The organism is Streptococcus parasanguinis (assembly GCF_001069785.1).
Classification (GTDB): Bacteria; Bacillota; Bacilli; order Lactobacillales; family Streptococcaceae; genus Streptococcus; species Streptococcus parasanguinis_T.
In genome coordinates this window covers 15,374-35,917 of the sequence record NZ_JVSR01000049.1, presented here as the reverse complement: position 1 = coordinate 35,917, position 20,544 = coordinate 15,374, and the positions used below count along the sequence as shown (strand labels likewise).

The window sequence follows — 20,544 nt, the reverse complement described above, 5'->3', positions numbered from 1 at the left end:
ACAATCCAAAGATAATTAAGAGGCTAGGACTTTTGTCCCAGCCTCATTTTTTATAGTTATTAACGAAACAAGATGTTTGTTATATATTGAAACGACTAAAGGATTAGTCAAAGTAAAGTAAGTCTTTGCTGGTTTCTGTGAAGAGTCCAAATCCGTCTTTTGTTACGTACCCACAATCTTCGATACGGACACCGACTTTACCTGGAATATAGATTCCTGGTTCGACTGAGAAGCACATGCCTTCTTCAAGTACCATGTCATTTCCTTCCATAATAGAAGGGAATTCATGCACGTCCATTCCGATCCCGTGTCCGAGGCGGTGGTTGAAGTACTCACCATAACCAGCTTTTTCAATGACGCTCCGTGCAGCACGGTCTACGTCATGTGCTGTTACACCTGGTTTGATCATGTCAATGGCTGCTTGTTGAGCTTCTAAAGTCAAGTGGTAGATTTCTTTTTTGAAATCATCAGGTTTTCCAACTGCAACAGTACGAGTCATATCTGACGCATAACCATTCACCATACAGCCAAGGTCAAAGAGCAAGAGAGCATTGTTTTCGACTTTATTGCTTCCAGGAATTCCGTGTGGGTTAGCTGCATTATTCCCCGTCAAGACCATAGTTTCAAAGCTCATTTCATAGCCCAAGCGTTTGATGCCAAAGTCGATTTCTGCCACGATATCGGTTTCTGTTTTATCCAGTGAGATGGCGTCAAAACCCATATTGACAGCCTTATCTGCGTATTGACCGGCAACCAACATCTTTTGGATCTCATCAGCAGATTTGATCAAGCGCATGCGGTTAATCCGTGGTGTTAAGTTAGTAAATTCCGCTTTTTCAAAGACAGTGCGCAAACCATTGTACTTGGTCAGAATCAAGTTATCATATTCAAGTGCAACAGTTTTGGCATCTGGTTTAGCGATAGCCCCTTTAATCTTTTCCCAAGGGTTTTCAGAATCCACATAGCCAACCACTTGGAAATCGACAACTGCAGTTGCCCGTTCCACTTCAAGTGCAGGAACGAAGAGAAGGGGTTCGTGGTCTGTGTAAACGAACAAGAAGAGCTGACGTTCGTGGGGATCACTGTAAAATCCAGTCAGGTAATTGATGGTGACAGGATCGGATACAACAGCGACATCTGTTTTTTCAGTTTCAAGAAAATCGACGATTTGATCTAATTTAGACATAATGCTACCTTCTTTCTATGGATCTATTTTGTCAAATTTTCCCCAAAAAAGCAAGAGTTTACAAAATTTTACCAAAATGCTTGAAAGTGTTTACAATAAGTGATAAAATAGGATTAATTAGAGAGTGAAAACGAAATTTTCAACAATGAAAGGAAATCTTATGAATACAGACGATACAGTTACAATTTATGATGTCGCCCGTGAAGCAGGGGTTTCAATGGCAACCGTTAGTCGTGTAGTAAATGGAAATAAAAACGTTAAAGAAAATACACGTAAAAAAGTTTTAGAAGTGATCGAACGCTTGGATTACCGTCCAAATGCTGTTGCGCGTGGTCTTGCTAGCAAGAAAACCACAACAGTCGGTGTTGTGATTCCAAACATCACGAATAGCTATTTCTCTACATTGGCTAAGGGGATCGATGACATTGCTGAAATGTACAAGTACAATATTGTTCTTGCAAATAGCGATGAAGACGATGACAAAGAAGTTTCAGTGGTAAATAACCTCTTTTCAAAACAAGTGGATGGGATCATTTTCATGGGCTATCACTTGACTGAAAAGATTCGCTCAGAATTTTCACGCTCTCGTACGCCAGTTGTCCTTGCTGGGACAGTAGATGTTGAACACCAATTACCAAGTGTCAATATCGACTACAAGCAAGCAACCGTTGATGCTGTTACACAGTTGGCAAAACACAACAAGAAAATTGCTTTTGTAAGCGGCCCATTGGTGGATGATATCAATGGAAAAATCCGTTTGGCGGGCTACAAAGAAGCTTTGAAAGCGAAAAAATTGAGCTATAGCGAAGGACTTGTCTTTGAATCCAAGTACCGTTATGATGAAGGTTACAACTTGGCAGAACGCATCATTGCGTCAAAAGCAACAGCTGCTTTTGTGACAGGTGATGAATTGGCTGCAGGTCTCTTGAACGGCTTGTCTGATCACGGTATCAAAGTACCAGAAGACTTTGAAATCATTACTAGTGATGATTCACAAGTAACTCGTTACACGCGTCCAAATCTATCAACGATTGGCCAACCCTTGTATGACCTTGGTGCGATCAGTATGCGCATGTTGACCAAGATCATGCACAAAGAAGAGTTGGAAGAACGCGAAGTACTGTTGTCTCATACGATCAACCAACGTGGAACGACCAAAAAATAAGGATTAGTAGACTAGAGTCTCGACTTGGGAAGACGTGTCTACTAGTCTGAGAGGTTAGAACAGAACTGTTCTAGCCTCTTTTTTATACTGCAAACAGGTAGAGACTTGCTGGGCACTCTTTATTTCGGTATAATAGAAGGTATGAAAGTTTTACTGTATTTAGAAGGAAAATCCGTATTACAAAAATCAGGAATTGGTCGAGCCTTGCAGCATCAAATGCATGCGCTTGATTTGGCTGGGATTCCGTATACGACAGATATTTTAGGAGATTATGATGTGGTGCATATCAATACCTATGGCCCACGGAGTTTCCTTTTGCTCCATGCAGCAAAGCGTCGTGGAAAGAAAGTCATCATGCATGGCCATTCAACCCGTGAGGATTTTGAAAATTCCTTTATCGGGTCTAACTTTTTTGCGCCCTTGTTTGGAAAGTATTTGGCTCACATGTACCAAAAGGCAGACTATGTGATCACGCCATCTGAGTATTCCAAACACCTGATTCAGTCTTATGGGGTGACTACACCGATTATCGCGGTTTCCAATGGAATTGATTTGGAAAAATACAAGAAGGATCCGAAAAAAGAAGAAGTCTTTCGCAAGCATTTTAATATCCAAGAAGGCCAAAAGGTTGTCATCTGTGCAGGGCTTTATTTTAAACGCAAAGGGATTGAAGATTTCGTAGAAGTGGCTCGTCGCATGCCGGATGTGCGCTTTATCTGGCTAGGTTCTATCAACAAATGGATCATTCCGCGTAAGATTCGTCGTATCGTAGAAAAGGATCATCCGAGTAATGTGGAATTCCCTGGCTACTTCAAGGGAGCGGTCTTCCAAGGGGCTATGACGGGTTCAGATGCTTTCTTCTTCCCATCTTATGAAGAAACAGAAGGGATCGTTGTTTTGGAGGCCTTGGCCAGTCATCAGCACACGGTCTTGCGGGATATTCCCGTATACAATGGCTGGATTGACGAGACGTCTTCTGAATTGTGCCATAATGTAGACGAATTTGTGGATTCCTTGAACAAGGTCTTGAACGGTCAAGTAGACAAGCGGGAGGCGGGCTACAAGGTCGCTGAAAGTCGTTCGATCGACTTAGTGGCTTATCAATTGGTCGAAGCCTATCAAACAGTTTTGGAGATGTAAGATGCGTGTAGGGTTATTTACAGATACCTATTTCCCGCAAGTTTCGGGAGTGGCGACCAGTATTCGGACGCTCAAAACAGAATTAGAAAAATTGGGTCACACAGTCTTTATCTTTACGACAACGGATAAAGATGTCAACCGATATGAAGATTGGCAGATCATTCGGATTCCAAGTGTGCCTTTCTTCGCCTTTAAGGACCGCCGCGTTGCTTATCGTGGATTCTCAAAGGCGCTTGCCATTGCCAAGCAATACCAGCTGGATATTATCCATACCCAGACTGAGTTTTCACTGGGCCTTTTGGGAGTGTGGATTGGACGCGAATTGCGGATTCCAGTCATTCATACCTACCATACCCAGTATGAGGACTATGTCCGCTATATTGCAAGAGGCATGGTCATTCGCCCAAGTATGGTCAAATACATTGTGAGAAGTTATATGAATGATCTGGACGGAGTGATCTGTCCAAGTGAGATCGTCTATGACTTGCTCCAAAAGTACAAGGTCAAGGCAGAAAAACGCATTATTCCGACAGGGATTGATTTGGCCAAGTTTGACCGGCCAGAAATCACTCCGACAGAGACAGCAGCCCTTCGTGAAAAATATGAAGTCGCAGAAGATGAAACGCTTTTACTGAGTCTGTCGCGGGTTTCTTATGAAAAGAATATTCAGGCTGTTATTGCGGCCCTTCCTGATGTCCTCAAGGTCAATCCAAAAGTTAAGTTGATCGTGGCTGGAGATGGTCCTTATTTGGATGATTTGAAAAAACAAGCGGCGAAACTGGGGATTTCAGATGCGGTTGTCTTTACAGGGATGATCCCACCAAATGAGACAGCTCTCTACTATAAAGCGGCTGACTTCTTTATTTCAGCTTCAACGAGTGAGACGCAAGGGTTGACTTATTTAGAGAGTATTGCAAGTGGTACCCCGATCATCGCTCATGGCAATCCTTATCTCGATCATGTGATTGATGACCCTATGTTTGGAAAGCTCTTTTATGAAGAGAGCGATCTGGCACAAGCGATTCTTGAAGCGATTGAGGAGATGCCTCCAATCGATGAGACCAAGTGGGCAGAAAAGATTGATGATATTTCTGCAGCAACCTTTGGTCGTCGGGTCTACGAATTTTACCTGGATAAAATCATTTCTAAAGACTTTTCAAATGATTTGAATCCTGAGCAAAGCCGGGTTAAGCGGATGTCTAAGACCATTGTGAAAATCCCGACCAAGGTGATTGCTCTTCCGGTCAATGGATCTGTGAAGATGATGAAGGCTTCGGTCAAACAAGTGAAGAAAATCCGTAAAATCACGCATTTCTTTGATTGAAAATGAAACTTTTTCTTGCAAAATTTTTCAATCGTGCTATAATAACTGACAGAGACATATCAAATCTAGGAAATCTGATAGAGAGCGCGTGGGGCTGGAAATCGCGTAGAGGATAGGTTTGGGACTACTCGATATACTTTTATGCAAACATAAAACGGTGGCTACGTTAGAGCCAATCAGAGGTGTCCCTCTTTTTTGAGGAACATAAATGAAGGTGGAACCACGTTGCGACGTCCTTTCGAGGAGGTCGCTTTTTTGATTTCTTCATGAAGACATCAAAAGGAGTGACGATTCCAATGTTCAAAGACACCTCCCACCCATTTAGCTACTAAAAACTTTATAAGGAGAAAATCATGATTAAGATTACTTTCCCAGATGGCGCTGTTCGTGAATTCGAATCTGGCGTTACTACTTTTGAAATTGCCCAATCTATCAGCAATTCTTTGGCTAAAAAAGCCCTTGCTGGTAAATTCAACGGCAAATTGATTGACACAACTCGTGCCATCACCGAAGATGGAAGCATTGAAATCGTGACACCTGATCACGAAGACGCTCTTCCAATCTTGCGTCACTCAGCGGCTCACTTGTTTGCCCAAGCAGCTCGTCGCCTCTTCCCAGATATCCACTTGGGTGTCGGTCCAGCCATCGAAGATGGTTTCTACTACGATACAGACAACCAAGCTGGTCAAATCTCTAACGAAGACCTTCCTCGTATCGAAGAAGAAATGAAGAAAATCGTTAAAGAAAACTTCCCATCTATTCGTGAAGAAGTGACTAAAGATGAAGCGCGTGAAATCTTTAAAAATGATCCATACAAATTGGAATTGATCGAAGAACACTCTGAAGACGAAGGTGGTTTGACCATCTACCGTCAAGGTGAATACGTGGATCTCTGCCGTGGCCCACACGTCCCATCAACTGGTCGCATCCAAATCTTCCACCTTCTTAACGTTGCTGGTGCTTACTGGCGTGGTAATAGCGACAACGCGATGATGCAACGGATCTATGGTACCGCTTGGTTTGACAAGAAAGACTTGAAGAACTACCTTCAAATGCGTGAAGAAGCCAAAGAACGTGACCACCGTAAACTTGGTAAAGAATTGGATCTCTTCATGATTTCTCAAGAAGTTGGTCAAGGTCTTCCATTCTGGTTGCCAAATGGTGCGACCATCCGTCGTGAGTTGGAACGCTACATCGTTGATAAAGAAGTAGCAGCAGGCTACCAACACGTCTACACTCCACCAATTGCTTCTGTAGAACTTTATAAAACTTCAGGTCACTGGGATCACTACCGTGAAGACATGTTCCCACCAATGGATATGGGGGATGGAGAAGAGTTTGTTCTTCGTCCAATGAACTGCCCTCACCACATTGAAGTCTACAAACACCATGTGCATTCTTACCGTGAATTGCCAATCCGTATCGCTGAAATCGGTATGATGCACCGTTATGAAAAATCTGGTGCTTTGACTGGTCTTCAACGTGTGCGTGAAATGTCTCTGAATGATGGTCATACTTTTGTGGCTCCAGAACAAATCGAGGAAGAATTCAAGAAGATCCTTCAATTGATCATCGATGTGTATGAAGACTTTAACTTGACAGATTACCGTTTCCGCTTGTCTTACCGTGATCCTGAAGACAAACACAAATACTTTGACAACGATGAAATGTGGGAAAATGCTCAACGCATGTTGAAAGCAGCCGTTGATGATATGGGTGTTGAGTACTATGAAGCAGAAGGGGAAGCAGCCTTCTACGGACCAAAATTGGATATCCAAGTGAAAACAGCTCTTGGTAAAGAAGAAACCCTATCTACCATCCAATTGGACTTCTTGCTTCCAGAACGTTTTGATCTTCATTACATCGGAGCAGATGGGGAAGAACACCGTCCAGTCATGATCCACCGTGGGGTTATCTCAACCATGGAACGCTTTACTGCGATCTTGATTGAAAACTACAAGGGAGCTTTCCCAACCTGGCTTGCTCCTCACCAAGTAACTCTTATCCCAGTTTCTAACGAAAAACACGTGGACTACGCTTGGGAAGTGGCTAAGAAACTTCGTGACCGTGGTGTTCGTGCCGATGTGGATGAACGCAATGAAAAAATGCAGTTCAAGATCCGTGCTTCTCAAACTCAAAAGATTCCTTACCAATTGATCGTTGGGGACAAGGAAATGGAAGATAAGGCTGTAAACGTGCGTCGTTATGGTCAAAAAGAAACAGAAACCATGTCAGTGGATGCATTTGTAGAATTGATTCTTACAGATATTGCAAATAAATCCCGTGTTGAGAAATAAAACGATCACAGTCTGAGAAACATTTTTCAGTAAGAAAAAGCAACAACTATTTCAGTTGTTGCTTTTCTATTTTGTTTAACCTGAGTTAGTAGTGATCGGTCAAACCACCACAAATAGTATTCTCATCAACAATCCTTTCTATCCATTAACTTTTGGATATAGGATATCCTCCCAAGATTTGCTTCCATGAGTTAGATAAGTTGACTATCCTCAATCCTTGTCTGCTTCATTTTCTTTTACGAGATCGTTTTGTGAATCTTTTTCAGAGAGTTTTTGATCGATATACTTGTCAATGTTTTCGTAAAATTCCTTGGTCGTCTCACTGTCTAATTTTGTCGAATTATGGACTTGATTGACTTTCAATTGAACAGATTGAATACCGTAAGAGTCTTGTTTTTGGCGAATGGTTTCTAATTCTTCTTCTGAAATCGGATCTCCAACAACTGTCAAGACCAATTCATTGCTACTTGACTTGTAGACTTGATTAATGATCGTATGATTGGCGAACTCTTTTCCTACAAACTGTTTGATCCCTTCTTTTCGTGCTTGATCCATCGTCAGAGTGACTGCTGAATAGCTGGCTGGAAGGACCAATAAAACAATTAAGGATATCAACCCAATTTTCATTTTCATGTTTAGCTCATTAAATGAACTTAAGGGAGATTGTCTCATCAAAATTCTTGTTCCAACAATATTGATTAGCATGATAAAGACACAGTTGATCAAGAAAAGATAGAGAGCCCCAAATAAAAATCGTACATTTCCATTAGCTAAACCATAACCTGCAGTGCAGATAGGTGGCATCAGAGCTGTTGCAATGGCTACTCCTGGCACGATATTGTTTGCTTCTTTTTTCCTTGAACCAATGACACCTGCTATCCCACCCGCAATAGCAATGAGAACATCCCAAATGGTTGGAGAGGTTCGTGCAATCAATTCGCTACTTGCATAAGATAAGGGAGAAATCCAGAAATATAGAGTCGAGACAAGCAAACTGACCAATACTTGAGTAAATAAAACCCCTAGAGATTGCTTGATTAAACGCGTATCAAAAATAGCTAAACCAAACCCCAGTCCAATAATCGGTGTCATAAGAGGGGAAATCAGCATGGCTCCAATAATGACAGCTGTTGAATTCATATTTAGACCTATAGAGGCAATAAAAATCGAACACATCAAAATCACTGTATCTCTTAATCGAACATGAAGGTCATCATATAGTTTCTCGCGGAATTCACGTGTTGAATAGTTTCCGGACATTGGTTACTCCTTTTATTTCATATAATCTTGTTTCTGCATGGATGATGGTAGAGAGACTTCTGTCCAAACTGACATGTTTTTAATTCTCATTTGTAATTCTTTTGAACATTATCTTTTAAATATCCATCAGTCCATCCTGCATATTATATCAAAAATTTTACATTCTTTCTCTGAAGAAATCTATCAATTGAACAGATAGAGAAAGTCAGAAATTTTAGATTCCTTATTCAAAGAAGGAGAACGGTATCTCCTCTGAAAGTAGATACCGTTTTAATGTTTAAAGATGATGAGTTTGTAGCAGCAATCCTAGCTGATATCTCCAACAAATCACGTGTTGAGAAATAATGAAAAAATAAAAAGATTGAGATGTCATGATCTCAATCTTTTTGCTTTGTCTTATTGGAAAGTCCAGCAATTGAGACTCCACATTTCTTCATAAGTTTGATATAATAAGAAGATAGAGATTGATAAGGAAAAGTAGCATTAGAAACAGGTATGTAAGATGAAAAAAATATTAGTAGTTGATGATGAAAAACCAATTTCAGATATTATCAAATTTAACATGGCAAAAGAAGGCTATGAAGTCTTGACGGCCTTTGATGGTCGGGAAGCTTTAGAGGTCTTTGCGGCTGAAAATCCGGATATTATTATTCTAGATTTGATGCTACCAGAGATTGATGGTTTGGAAGTGGCGCGGACGATTCGTAAGACCAGCAATGTGCCGATCATTGTCCTATCCGCTAAGGATACGGAATTTGATAAGGTCATCGGGCTTGAAATCGGTGCGGATGACTATGTAACCAAACCCTTCTCAAATCGGGAATTGCAAGCGCGTGTGAAAGCCCTGTTGCGTCGTTCTGAGTTTGCGGCTGATCCTCAGCTTGAAAATGAGGCCGATACGGAAATTGTCATTGGTGATCTTCACATTCTTCCAGATGCCTTCTTGGTTCAAAAAGGCAACAAAGAATTGGACTTGACCCATCGTGAGTTTGAATTGCTCTATCACCTTGCGACCCATGTCGGTCAAGTGATGACCCGTGAACACCTTCTTGAGACGGTGTGGGGCTATGATTACTTTGGTGATGTTCGGACAGTGGACGTGACAGTTCGTCGTTTGCGTGAAAAAATCGAGGACACACCGGGACGTCCAGAATATATCTTGACCCGCCGTGGTGTCGGATATTATATGAGAAACAATGATTGATCAACTAAAACAATTTGTAATGTCGTCGAACTTTGTCTTTGTTCTGATTACGGTTGGGTTTATCATTGTGGTAGCCTTGCTTTTGCTAGAAAACCGTAGGGACAATATCAAGCTCAGACAATTAAACGCCAAAATTAAGGATCTGATTGCAGGGGACTATTCCGAAGTGGTCGACATGCAAGGAAGTCCAGAACTGACGGATATGACCAATAGTATCAATGATCTGTCGGAGGTTATTCGCCTGACGCATGAAAACTTGGAACAAGAAACCAAGCGTTTGACCAGTATCCTTTCTTATATGACAGATGGGGTGCTTGCGACCAACAGACGCGGTCAGATCATCATGGTCAATGAAATGGCAGCCAAGCAATTGAATGTTAATCCAGATGAGGTGCTCAATACCAGTATTCTGGATTTGCTTTCGCTTGGAGATGACTATGATCTGCGAAGCTTGATTACAGAAGTACCAGAGTTGACCATCGATTCCCAGGATGAAAATGGGGAATACATAAGTCTTCGTGTGCGCTTTGCTTTGATTCGTCGCGAGTCAGGTTTTATCTCTGGTCTGGTAGCTGTTTTGCACGATACGACAGAGCAGGACAAGGAAGAGCGGGAGCGTCGCCTCTTTGTCTCCAATGTGAGTCATGAATTACGGACTCCTTTGACCAGTGTGAAATCCTATCTGGAAGCCCTGGACGATGGCGCTTTGTCAGAGCCGGTAGCACCAGATTTTGTCAAGGTTTCGCTCAATGAAACCAACCGCATGATGCGCATGGTCACAGATCTATTGAGCTTGTCACGAATTGATAATGAAACCAGTCAGTTGGACATCGAGTTGACCAACTTTACGGCCTTTATTACCTTTATTTTAAACCGGTTTGATAAGATCAAGAGTCAATCGCAAGAAGATACCAAGAAGTATGAACTGATCCGTGAATATCCAATCACCCCGATTTGGGTTGAAATTGATACGGATAAAATGACCCAGGTAATCGACAATATCTTGAACAATGCCATCAAATACTCACCCGATGGTGGGAAAATCAAGGTAGGGATGAAAACAACAGATGCCCAGTTGATTATCTCCATCTCAGATGAGGGCTTGGGAATTCCCAAGAAAGACTTACCACGCATTTTTGATCGCTTTTACCGAGTGGATAAGGCGCGTAGCCGGGCCCAAGGTGGGACTGGTCTGGGCTTAGCCATTGCTAAGGAGATCATTAAGCAACACAAGGGCTTTATTTGGGCCAAGAGTGAATATGGTAAGGGATCTACCTTTACCATTGTCTTGCCGTACGACAAAGATGCGATTAAAGACGACTGGGATACAGAAGAGGAAGAATAAGGAGTCAATGACAGAAGAGGGATTTAAGTACAGTATTTTAGCTTCAGGTTCTAGTGGAAATTCTTTCTACCTTGAGACACCAAAGAAAAAACTGCTCATTGATGCAGGTCTATCAGGGAAAAAGATTACGGGACTATTGGCTGAAATTGATCGCAAACCAGAAGATTTAGATGCCATTCTGATTACGCACGAACACTCAGACCATATCCATGGTGTGGGTGTTTTAGCGCGAAAATATGGCATGGATCTATATGCTAATGAAGCAACTTGGAAGGCTATGGAAGGCACCAAATATCTAGGGAAAGTCGATGATGCTCAAAAGCACATCTTTGAAATGGGGAAGACCAAGACATTTGGCGATATCGATATCGAAAGTTTTGGGGTCAGTCACGATGCTGCAGCCCCTCAATTCTATCGCTTTATGAAGGATGGCAAGAGCTTCGTCATGCTGACGGATACGGGCTATGTGAGTGATCGCTTAGCAGGAATCGTCGCGGATGCGGATGGCTATCTAATTGAGTCCAACCATGATGTAGAAATTCTTCGAGCAGGTTCGTATGCTTGGCGTTTGAAGCAACGGATCTTGTCTGATCTGGGTCACCTTTCAAATGAAGATGGGGCAGATGCCATGATCCGGACCTTGGGAAATCGCACCAAGAAGATTTATCTGGGGCATTTGTCAAAAGAGAACAATATCAAAGAATTGGCCCATATGACCATGGAGAACCAACTGGCCAGAGCAGATCTAGCTGTCGGTCACGATTTTGAGGTGCTGGATACATCACCAGACACCGCGACCCCTTTGACGAAGATATAAGATGGAAAACCACCTGCGGGTGGTTTTTTGATGGCTGTTGAAAATCCCGATATCTAGTGATGAATTTGCTCTTTACCCTAAATTCGTGTATGATAGGAAAGAACAAATTCTGAGTGAGAGTCACGAAAGAAGAGGAGAGATAATAAATGAAAAAAATGATGTTATTACTGGCTAGTTTGGTTGCTTTAACAGCTTGTAGTCAGTCTAAGCAAGATACGAAAGAGTCGACTTCCAATCAAACGACGAAGGAAACAAAAGTATCAGAGTCTTCTAAAGAAGAAAAAGGTTTGAAATTTGTAGTAGCACCTCAGTATGAAGGTAAAAGATTTGAGCTAATTGAGTTAGGAAAAAAATTGGTCAAGGACCATCCTGAACTCGGAAGTGAAGGTAATATGGCGCTCTACTTCACGGGAGCTATTTCTGAAGGAAGAGCAGCGCTCATGTTGGTCAATAAGACAGATATGGATATCAAGAAAGATTTGAATTTTTCAATTTCTTGGTCTTATGATGGAAAGACTATTTTTGATAATCAAAAGGTAAGTTATTTCATCACGGATAGCGGCGAATTACCTTCTCATACAGCAACTTTGATATTGTTGCCACTGAATGAGGAACAATTGGGAATTGTAGATGGAATGTCAGATCCATCTAAGATGAAGCTTCAAATGTCAGATGTGAACGCTGTAGAGTGATTACGAAAAAAGAATCATACAAAGGAGAAGTAAATGCGCCTTGTTTATCTTACGATTGGTTTTGTGTCTTTGGGATTAGGAATTATTGGGATTCCATTACCGATTTTACCGACGACTCCCTTTTTATTGCTATCGATGGCCTGCTTTGCTAAAAGTTCCAAACGCTTTGAAGAGTGGCTCTACCAAACCAAGCTTTATCAAACCTATGTAGCGGATTACCGAGAGACCAAATCGATTGCCAAAGAACGGAAGAAATGGATCCTTCTTCAGATCTACATTCTGATGGGGATTTCGATCTTTCTGGCACCGATTATTTGGGTGAAGCTTGCTCTAGGGGCTTTGACGATTTTTATCACCTATTATCTCTTAAAAGTGATCCCTAATAAGCCTGAAAATCCAACAGAAGAAAATCCTGATTAAAAATGGAGAATTCAGGCCCTAGAACTAGGAAAAGAAGTGCGTTCGTGCTTCTTTTTTGGTATACTTAAGAGTATGAATTTATTAGAAAGTAGGCTTCCCATGGAGAAATTACAAGCCCTGTTATCGGAACGGTTTCAGATCGTTTTTTCAGATAGCAGTTTATTAGATACAGCTTTTACGCACACCTCTTATGCCAATGAGCACCGCCTCTTAAAAATTTCACATAACGAACGTTTGGAATTTTTAGGAGACGCTGTTCTTCAATTAGTTATTTCCGAATATTTGTATAAGGAACACCCCAACAGACCGGAGGGAGATTTGTCCAAATTCCGTTCTATGATTGTCCGTGAAGAAAGTCTGGCTGGTTTTTCTCGAGATTGCCAATTTGACCATTTCATCAAACTAGGCAAGGGCGAAGAAAAATCTGGTGGTCGGGACCGCGATACGATTCTTGGCGATTTATTTGAAGCCTTTTTAGGTGCTCTTTTACTGGATCAAGGAGTGGAAGCAGTCAAACGCTTCATCTACCAGGTCATGATTCCAAAGGTTGAAACGGGTCAATTTTCTCAAGTCATTGACTACAAGACCCGCCTGCAAGAACTGTTACAGGTTCACGGAGATGTGGAGATCCAGTACCAAGTGGTTAGCGAGTCCGGTCCAGCTCATGCCAAAGAGTTTGAAGTAGAAGTGTTCGTGAACGGTCAAACGATGGGACATGGTCATGGTCGTTCCAAGAAATTAGCGGAGCAGGAAGCAGCCCGCAATGCAGTTGAAACGAGGAATGATTCCCCATGTATCTAAAAGAGATTGAAATCCAAGGCTTTAAATCCTTTGCGGATAAGACAAAAGTCGTATTTGACAAAGGGGTCACTGCCGTTGTAGGGCCTAATGGATCTGGAAAATCAAATATCACGGAGAGCTTGCGCTGGGCCCTGGGGGAATCCAGTGTCAAGAGTCTACGTGGGGGCAAGATGCCCGATGTCATTTTTGCAGGGACAGAATCGCGAAAACCGCTGAATTATGCCTGTGTCACAGTTGTCTTAGATAACCAAGATGGTTTTATCCAACAGGCAGGGAAAGAAATTCGTGTCGAACGGCATATTTATCGTTCAGGAGACAGCGAGTACAAGATCGATGGCAAGAAAGTACGTCTCAGAGATGTTCATGATTTGTTCATGGATACGGGATTGGGACGGGATTCTTTCTCCATTATCTCCCAAGGTCGGGTAGAGGAGATCTTTAACTCCAAACCGGAAGAACGCCGGGCAATCTTTGAAGAAGCTGCAGGTGTCTTGAAATTTAAGACGCGGCGCAAGGAAACCGAGACCAAACTCAACCAAACCCAGGAGAATTTGGACCGTCTGGAGGATATCCTCTATGAATTAGAAGGACAAATCCAACCTCTTGAAAAGCAAGCGACTGTCGCTCGCCGTTTCTTGGAATTAGACCAAGAACGGCAGGTTCTCTTGCTGGATGTTTTAGTTGCTCAAGTCGATTTGACAAAGGACCTTTATGAAAAGGCTGATCAAGAAGAAAAAGCCATTCAAGAACAGTTGGCTTCTTATTACCAACGTCGTCAGGTCTTAGAAGAAGATAATGTACGTATCAAGAAAGCCCGCCATCAGTTGGATGAAAGCTTAGCTGAGGACCAGGCCAGCTTACTTGAGGTCACTCGTTTGATCAGTGATTTGGAAAAGCAAATCGAAGTAGCTAAGTTGCAATCGAGTCAAGCAGCCCATAGTCGCAGGGAAAATCTTGAGCGGCTGGATGCTGTTTTGGCACGTCTGGAAGAAGCGAAACAAGAGCTGGCGCAAAAACAAGAGACGCTAGCTGTGCTCCAACAAAGACTGACAGAGAACCGTCAGCAACAAGAAGAGTTGGAAAAAGAATTAGCCAACTACGAAGAAGATCCGGAACAAGTCATTGAGCATCTACGCGAGCAGTATGTCGCACTCTTGCAGACAGAGGCTGAAAAATCGAATGAGCGGACAGCGATTGAGAGCCGAATCCAGGCACTCCTGCAAGAATCTAGCCATCGTGAAGAGGATTTGACCAAGGCACAAACAAACTTTGAAGCTGCCAAGGAAAAAGAAGTCCGACAATTGGAAGAGTTGGATCAGGCACAAGCGACGGTCAAAGGCCTATTAGCAGAATACCAAGAGCAATTGGTAAAAGTGGAGCAGGCCAAAGCTGCCTACCAAGAGGCTCAAACGGCCATGTTTGACCTGATGGATGAGAGCAAAAACAAACGGGCGCGGATCAATAGCTTGGAAGCCATTCAGAAGAACCATAGTAACTTCTATGCAGGCGTCAAGAGCGTTTTGCAAGAAGCAGAACGGTTAGGAGGCATCTGTGGGGCTGTTAGTGAGAATTTGAGCTTCTCAAAAGACTATCAGACGGCGCTTGAAATTGCTCTGGGAGCTAGCAGCCAACAGATCATTGTCGAGGATGAAAAGGCCGCAACGCGAGCGATCGATTTCTTGAAACGCAATCGCTTGGGACGGGCAACTTTCCTTCCGCTCACGACGATCAAAGCTCGTCAACTATCTCCTCGGAATCTAGAATTGATTCAAGCCAGTGCAGGATTTCTAGGAATTGCGAGTGACTTAGTGACCTATGAGCATCGTTTTGAACAGATTTTCCAAAACTTGCTTGGAGTAACGGCCATCTTTGATACAACGGAGCATGCGCGTGAGGCAGCTCGTAAAGTCAACTATCAAGTTCGGATGGTGACCTTGGATGGGACCGAATTGCGGACCGGAGGATCGTATGCCGGTGGTGCCAATCGCTCCCAAAATACGGTCTTTGTTAAACCAGAATTGGATAGTTTGAAGCAGGAAATGCAAGCTCTGGATGCTCGTTTGAGAGAAGCAGAGCAGGAGGTAGAGACCAAGGACAATCTGCTCAAGCAGGCGCAAGAATACTTGGCTTCTATTCAAAATCAGGGTGAGCAAGCACGTCTGGAGCAACAGCGGGCCCAATTGGCCTACCAACAAAGCCAAGAGCAACTGAAAGAAATTCAGGAACTCTTAGAAGCTTTGCAGTCAGAATTGGCAACAGATGCGACCCAATCTCTCCAAGAAGAGCTGGAGTCCCTTACTGAGCAATTGGCAGAAATTGAGCTTCAAAAAGAAAACTTGAACCGCGATATTGAAACCATGAAGTCGGACAAAGATGTTCTGCAACAAAAAGTACAGAACTTGCAAGAGCAATTGGCAGAACTGCGACTTCAACAGACGGAATGGTTGAGCCAACAAAGCTATGAGCAAACAGATGCTCGTCGCTTGGAAGAAACGATCTCCCAGTTGGAAGTAGAAGAGCATCAGTTGCAATTGCTGATTGAACAAGGCGAGGCCAAAGTTCAGACAGTGGATGTGGAGCAGCTAGCCAACCAATTGACGCAGGCACAAGCCAAGAAAACGGACTTGGAACAAGGAGTCATTCGGAAACGCTTTGAGCTGGATGATTTGGAAGGACAGGCCGAAGATGTGGCAGAACAGATGGAACAAGCGCGCAAGAAAAACGAAGAGTGGATTCGTCAACAAGCCAAGGCTGAAGCGACACGTGAAAAGCATGCGGATCGTTTGAACAAGCTCTTAACGCAAATTACCGATGAATTCATGCAAAGCTTTGACCAAGCCAAAGAACAGGCCAAACCTGTTGAAAATCTTGCAGCAGCTGAAAACCAGCTCAAGAGCATCGAAAAAGATATTAAGGCACTTGGTTCAGTCAATGTGGGTGCGATCGAGCAGTACGACGAGGTGAAGGGGCGCTTTGATTTCCTTTCCAGCCAGCGTGAGGATGTCTTGGCTGCGAAAAACATGCTTCTGTCTACCATCAACGACATGAATGACGAAGTCAAGGAACGCTTTAAATCAACTTTTGAAGCCATTCGTGAATCCTTTAAAGTCACTTTCCGTCAAATGTTTGGTGGGGGTTCTGCTGATTTGATTCTGACAGAGCCAGATCTTCTGACAGCTGGTGTTGAAATTTCTGTACAGCCACCTGGTAAAAAGATCCAATCCTTAAACCTTATGAGTGGTGGAGAAAAGGCCTTGTCTGCCTTGGCTCTCTTGTTCTCGATTATTCGTGTCAAGACTATTCCATTTGTCATTCTGGATGAGGTAGAGGCTGCCCTAGATGAGGCCAATGTCAAGCGCTTTGGGGATTATTTGAACCGCTTTGATAAGGAAAGCCAATTTATTGTCGTGACGCACCGGAAGGGAACCATGTCGGCTGCAGATTCCATCTATGGTGTGACCATGCAGGAATCAGGGGTTTCTAAAATCGTCTCAGTAAAATTGAAAGACTTAGAAAATGAAGAATAATGATATTAAATTGATCGCTACGGATATGGATGGAACCTTTCTAAATGACCAACATCAGTACGATCAAGACCTTTTACGCAAGGTATTAGCAAGCTGCAAAGAAAAAGGCATCTATTTTGCTGCTGCGAGTGGCCGTGCCCTCCTTTCTCTCAAATCCCTATTTAAAGGATTTGAGGACCAGATGATTTTCATTGCTGAAAATGGTAGTGTGGTAGAATTTCATGGAGAAGATCTCTACGAAGCGACTATGTCCAAAGACTTTTATTTGGGTGTTTTTGAAGCTTTGAAATCCTCACCTTATGCAGACCCCAATAAACTGCTTTTGACGGGGAAAAAAGGAAGCTATGTCTTAGAATCAGTAGATCCCGACTATCTGGCCTTGAGTCAGCACTATAATGAAAACATTCAAAAAGTGAAAAGTCTAGCGGATATTCAGGATGAAATTTTCAAATTGACCACCAACTTTGATGCAGCTCTTGTTCTTGAAGGTGAGCAATGGGTCACTGAGAATATCCCCGGTGTCAAAGCGATGACGACAGGTTTTGAATCGATTGACATTGTCCTCGATTATGTCGATAAGGGAGTTGCCATTACCGCCTTAGCGGATAAACTAGGGATCTCGATGGATCAGGTGATGGCTTTCGGGGATAACTTAAATGACCTCCATATGATGCAAGTCGTGGGCCATCCTGTAGCGCCAGAAAATGCACGTCCTGAAATCTTGGCCATTGCTGAAAAAGTCATCGGCCACCATGCGACGGGTTCTGTCCTCCGCTACATGGAGGAAATTGTATGAGTCAGATTTCCTTGATTGCGCTGGATTTAGATGGGACCCTTCTCAATTCAGAAAAAAAGATCTCCCCTCGCAATAGAGCAGCCCTCTCTGCTGCACAGGCCCAAGGTGTCAAGGTGGTTCTAACCACTGGTCGTCCCTTGAAAGCCGTGGATTTTCTTTTAGAAGAATTGGGAACAGCAGGCCTTAAAGAAGAGTATACGATTACTTTCAACGGTGGTCTAGTGCAGCGAAATAATGGAGAAATCCTCTCAAAAGTTGTCTTGGCACCAGAAGATGTCGCAACCATTCATGATGAAACAGCCCGTCTAGGCCTTCCGCTGGATGCTATCAGTGAGGGAAGGGTTTATGAGATTCATGCAGATCGAAAGTCTCTCTATTCCCTTTACAATCCCTACCTGAACTTTATTGAGACAGATTTTAAAGATCTGCCATCCACGATATCTTACAACAAGTGTGTGACAGCCGTTGATCAAGACTTTTTAGATGCAGCGATCAAGCAGATCAAGCCGGACTTATTTCAAGACTATGAAATTTTTAAATCTCGGGAAATGTTGTTGGAATGGTGCCCTAAAAATGTTCACAAGGCAACAGGTTTAGAGGCACTGGCAGCTATTTTGGGCCTTAAGGCTGATCAAGTCATGGCCTGTGGGGATGAAGCCAATGACCTGTCTATGATCCAGTGGGCTGGACTGGGAGTTGCCATGGGCAATGCGATTCCAGCAGTGAAGGAAGTTGCAGCGCTTGTGGCCCCTGTGACCAATGACCAGGATGCCGTCGCATGGGCAATTGAAAATTATGTGCTAAAGGAGAGTGAATAAATGGGATTATTTGATCGTTTATTTGGAAAAAAAGAAGAAACTGAAAAAGTGCTTCCGTCTTCGGAAGAAGTGACGGAAAGTACTGAGGTTGAAGAAACTGTCAAAGAGGAGCCGACGGCTACCCAAAATGACAAGGAAGAGCAAAAAATCGCTGATATGGAGGCTTACTACCAAGAGCTCAAAGCGCGAATTGCAGCCACTCATCAACCTGTTTCAACCGTTGCTCAAGAAGAGCCGGCAGAGGAACCTCTTGTTGAAGAAATAGGAACTTCAGAGACTCCTGAAGTTCAAGAACCGGTAGAGGAGTCTCCAGTTGCCTTTGAACCTGCTCAAACAGAAGCAAGTCCTGAAGAAGTTTCACCACTAGCTGATGAAACAGAGCAGACTGAGCCTCTTGAAGAAGTGAAAATTGAAGCGGAAGAAACTGAAGATGGTGAGGAAGCTGATGGGGCTAATGGTTCAGAAATGGAAGAAGAGTCACCGATTGCCTTTCCATCATCTGACGCTGAGCTAGTAGAAGCGAGCACGACAGAAGAGGAGTCTCCAGAACTAGTAGAAGCTCAGGATGAGGTTTCAGAACCTGAAGTATCAGAAGCGATTGCTCAAGTGGAGGAAACTTCAGAAGTGGCAGAAGCCGAGTCCAGACTTCCTCAAGGAGAAGCTGCATCAACCGTTGAGGAAAGAACTGTTGAAGAGGCAGAAGAGCCAATTCCAGACGAGGTTGAGCCTCAGCAAGAAACCATTCAGGAAAAATACGATCGTAGCTTGAAAAAGACACGGACTGGATTTGGAGCACGCCTCAATGCCTTCTTTGCCAATTTCCGTTCAGTCGATGAAGAATTCTTTGAAGAATTGGAAGAACTCTTGATCATGAGTGACGTTGGGGTTCAAGTGGCCTCTAATTTAACCGAAGAGTTGCGTTATGAAGCCCGTTTGGAAAATGCCAAAAAACCAGATGCTCTCAAGCGCGTGATCATCGAAAAATTGGTGGACTTGTATGAAAAGGATGGCCAATTTAATGAAGCCATTCGTTTTCAAGATGGTCTCACGGTCATGCTCTTTGTTGGGGTCAATGGAGTTGGTAAAACCACATCTATTGGGAAATTAGCCCACCGATATAAACAAGAGGGTAAGAAAGTCATGTTGGTTGCAGCAGATACTTTCCGTGCAGGAGCAGTGGCTCAACTGGCAGAATGGGGACGCCGCGTAGATGTTCCAGTTGTAACAGGTCCTGAAAAATCAGATCCTGCTAGCGTCGTCTTTGATGGAATGGAACGCGCGATCGCTGAAAACATCGATGTTCTGATGATTGATACAGCGGGGCGTCTGCAAAACAAGGACAACCTCATGGCAGAGCTTGAAAAAATCGGCCGCATTATCAAGCGTGTGGTACCTGATGCACCGCATGAAACCTTGCTGGCCCTCGATGCATCAACCGGTCAAAATGCCTTGGTGCAAGCTAAAGAATTTTCAAAAATTACGCCTGTGACAGGAATTGTACTGACCAAGATCGATGGAACAGCTCGAGGTGGGGTCGTCCTTGCGATCCGTGAAGAGTTGGACATTCCAGTGAAGTTGATTGGATTCGGAGAAAAGATTGATGACATCGGACCATTCCACTCAGAAAACTTCATGAAAGGCCTCTTGGAAGGCTTGATTTAAGAGTCAAATAGAAAAAGACAAATTGTTGGAAGGACAATTTGTCTTTTTGTTTCCTTGCGCTATCAAAAAAAAACCACCCGAAGGTGGCTT

16 protein-coding genes are annotated in these 20,544 nt (G+C 43.2%); 14 read left to right on the top strand and 2 right to left on the bottom strand.

The window, feature by feature from the left end; translation table 11 throughout:
- Window positions 1-103: 103 nt before the first annotated feature.
- Entirely contained in the window at window positions 104-1,186 is a 1,083-nt protein-coding gene (locus ADG03_RS03380) for a M24 family metallopeptidase (protein ID WP_049473332.1), read from the bottom strand.
- A 160-nt stretch (window positions 1,187-1,346) separates the two neighbouring features.
- Between ADG03_RS03380 and ccpA the strand changes: the two genes are divergently transcribed.
- The 4 genes from ccpA (at window position 1,347) to thrS (ending at window position 7,112) form a co-directional block, all read left to right on the top strand.
- The gene (gene ccpA / locus ADG03_RS03375; protein ID WP_045759706.1) at window positions 1,347-2,351 is read left to right on the top strand and encodes a catabolite control protein A; all 1,005 of its coding nucleotides are present in this window, start codon (window positions 1,347-1,349) and stop codon (window positions 2,349-2,351) included.
- A 141-nt stretch (window positions 2,352-2,492) separates the two neighbouring features.
- Complete coding sequence (locus tag ADG03_RS03370; protein WP_003008161.1) at window positions 2,493-3,491, top strand: LTA glycolipid anchor biosynthesis glycosyltransferase, IagA/BgsA family; 999 nt, start codon at window positions 2,493-2,495, stop codon at window positions 3,489-3,491.
- Window position 3,492: 1 nt separating this feature from the next.
- Window positions 3,493-4,815, top strand: coding sequence for a glycosyltransferase family 4 protein (locus ADG03_RS03365; RefSeq protein WP_021153617.1), 1,323 nt, complete (start codon window positions 3,493-3,495; stop codon window positions 4,813-4,815).
- Window positions 4,816-5,168: 353 nt separating this feature from the next.
- Window positions 5,169-7,112 carry a threonine--tRNA ligase gene (thrS, locus tag ADG03_RS03360; protein WP_003008158.1) on the top strand — a complete coding sequence of 648 codons (1,944 nt, stop codon included), beginning with the start codon at window positions 5,169-5,171 and terminating at the stop codon, window positions 7,110-7,112.
- 210 nt (window positions 7,113-7,322) lie between these two features.
- On the opposite strand, the gene ADG03_RS03355 is transcribed toward thrS, so the two are convergent.
- Window positions 7,323-8,372, bottom strand: coding sequence for a DUF389 domain-containing protein (locus ADG03_RS03355; protein WP_049520957.1), 1,050 nt, complete (start codon window positions 8,370-8,372; stop codon window positions 7,323-7,325).
- A gap of 502 nt (window positions 8,373-8,874) precedes the next feature.
- On the opposite strand from ADG03_RS03355, the gene yycF reads away from it, so the two are divergent.
- The 10 genes from yycF (at window position 8,875) to ftsY (ending at window position 20,454) form a co-directional block, all read left to right on the top strand.
- Window positions 8,875-9,576 carry a response regulator YycF gene (yycF, locus tag ADG03_RS03350; RefSeq protein WP_003008151.1) on the top strand — a complete coding sequence of 234 codons (702 nt, stop codon included), beginning with the start codon at window positions 8,875-8,877 and terminating at the stop codon, window positions 9,574-9,576.
- The gene (gene vicK / locus ADG03_RS03345) at window positions 9,569-10,921 is read left to right on the top strand and encodes a cell wall metabolism sensor histidine kinase VicK (RefSeq protein WP_049472090.1); all 1,353 of its coding nucleotides are present in this window, start codon (window positions 9,569-9,571) and stop codon (window positions 10,919-10,921) included. The genes yycF and vicK overlap by 8 nt, the downstream gene beginning before the upstream one ends.
- Before the next feature lie 7 nt (window positions 10,922-10,928).
- Complete coding sequence (locus ADG03_RS03340) at window positions 10,929-11,738, top strand: MBL fold metallo-hydrolase (protein WP_023918725.1); 810 nt, start codon at window positions 10,929-10,931, stop codon at window positions 11,736-11,738.
- 146 nt (window positions 11,739-11,884) lie between these two features.
- Entirely contained in the window at window positions 11,885-12,430 is a 546-nt protein-coding gene (locus ADG03_RS03335; protein ID WP_049472091.1) for a putative periplasmic lipoprotein, read from the top strand.
- Window positions 12,431-12,463: 33 nt separating this feature from the next.
- Window positions 12,464-12,850 carry a YbaN family protein gene (locus tag ADG03_RS03330; protein WP_003008142.1) on the top strand — a complete coding sequence of 129 codons (387 nt, stop codon included), beginning with the start codon at window positions 12,464-12,466 and terminating at the stop codon, window positions 12,848-12,850.
- A gap of 99 nt (window positions 12,851-12,949) precedes the next feature.
- A complete protein-coding gene (gene rnc / locus ADG03_RS03325) occupies window positions 12,950-13,651 on the top strand; it encodes a ribonuclease III (protein ID WP_049472092.1) in 702 nt (233 codons plus the stop codon).
- Complete coding sequence (gene smc / locus ADG03_RS03320) at window positions 13,642-17,178, top strand: chromosome segregation protein SMC (RefSeq protein WP_049472093.1); 3,537 nt, start codon at window positions 13,642-13,644, stop codon at window positions 17,176-17,178. Before rnc ends, smc begins: the two co-directional genes overlap by 10 nt.
- Window positions 17,168-17,974, top strand: coding sequence for a Cof-type HAD-IIB family hydrolase (locus tag ADG03_RS03315; protein ID WP_049472094.1), 807 nt, complete (start codon window positions 17,168-17,170; stop codon window positions 17,972-17,974). The genes smc and ADG03_RS03315 overlap by 11 nt, the downstream gene beginning before the upstream one ends.
- Window positions 17,971-18,792: a Cof-type HAD-IIB family hydrolase gene (locus ADG03_RS03310; RefSeq protein ID WP_049472095.1), complete on the top strand. Its 822-nt coding sequence runs from the start codon at window positions 17,971-17,973 to the stop codon at window positions 18,790-18,792. The genes ADG03_RS03315 and ADG03_RS03310 overlap by 4 nt, the downstream gene beginning before the upstream one ends.
- Window positions 18,793-20,454, top strand: a complete 1,662-nt coding sequence (ftsY, locus tag ADG03_RS03305) for a signal recognition particle-docking protein FtsY (RefSeq protein ID WP_049472096.1) — start codon at window positions 18,793-18,795, stop codon at window positions 20,452-20,454.
- The last annotated feature ends 90 nt before the right edge of the window (window positions 20,455-20,544 follow it).

What these genes read in the sequence shown, in the direction of transcription:
- ADG03_RS03380 (WP_049473332.1), bottom strand. Translation starts at nt 1,186, where the DNA reads ATGTCTAAATTAGATCAAATCGTCGATTTTCTTGAAACTGAAAAAACA.
- ccpA (WP_045759706.1), top strand. Translation starts at nt 1,347, where the DNA reads ATGAATACAGACGATACAGTTACAATTTATGATGTCGCCCGTGAAGCA.
- ADG03_RS03370 (WP_003008161.1), top strand. Translation starts at nt 2,493, where the DNA reads ATGAAAGTTTTACTGTATTTAGAAGGAAAATCCGTATTACAAAAATCA.
- ADG03_RS03365 (WP_021153617.1), top strand. Translation starts at nt 3,493, where the DNA reads ATGCGTGTAGGGTTATTTACAGATACCTATTTCCCGCAAGTTTCGGGA.
- thrS (WP_003008158.1), top strand. Translation starts at nt 5,169, where the DNA reads ATGATTAAGATTACTTTCCCAGATGGCGCTGTTCGTGAATTCGAATCT.
- ADG03_RS03355 (WP_049520957.1), bottom strand. Translation starts at nt 8,372, where the DNA reads ATGTCCGGAAACTATTCAACACGTGAATTCCGCGAGAAACTATATGAT.
- yycF (WP_003008151.1), top strand. Translation starts at nt 8,875, where the DNA reads ATGAAAAAAATATTAGTAGTTGATGATGAAAAACCAATTTCAGATATT.
- vicK (WP_049472090.1), top strand. Translation starts at nt 9,569, where the DNA reads ATGATTGATCAACTAAAACAATTTGTAATGTCGTCGAACTTTGTCTTT.
- ADG03_RS03340 (WP_023918725.1), top strand. Translation starts at nt 10,929, where the DNA reads ATGACAGAAGAGGGATTTAAGTACAGTATTTTAGCTTCAGGTTCTAGT.
- ADG03_RS03335 (WP_049472091.1), top strand. Translation starts at nt 11,885, where the DNA reads ATGAAAAAAATGATGTTATTACTGGCTAGTTTGGTTGCTTTAACAGCT.
- ADG03_RS03330 (WP_003008142.1), top strand. Translation starts at nt 12,464, where the DNA reads ATGCGCCTTGTTTATCTTACGATTGGTTTTGTGTCTTTGGGATTAGGA.
- rnc (WP_049472092.1), top strand. Translation starts at nt 12,950, where the DNA reads ATGGAGAAATTACAAGCCCTGTTATCGGAACGGTTTCAGATCGTTTTT.
- smc (WP_049472093.1), top strand. Translation starts at nt 13,642, where the DNA reads ATGTATCTAAAAGAGATTGAAATCCAAGGCTTTAAATCCTTTGCGGAT.
- ADG03_RS03315 (WP_049472094.1), top strand. Translation starts at nt 17,168, where the DNA reads ATGAAGAATAATGATATTAAATTGATCGCTACGGATATGGATGGAACC.
- ADG03_RS03310 (WP_049472095.1), top strand. Translation starts at nt 17,971, where the DNA reads ATGAGTCAGATTTCCTTGATTGCGCTGGATTTAGATGGGACCCTTCTC.
- ftsY (WP_049472096.1), top strand. Translation starts at nt 18,793, where the DNA reads ATGGGATTATTTGATCGTTTATTTGGAAAAAAAGAAGAAACTGAAAAA.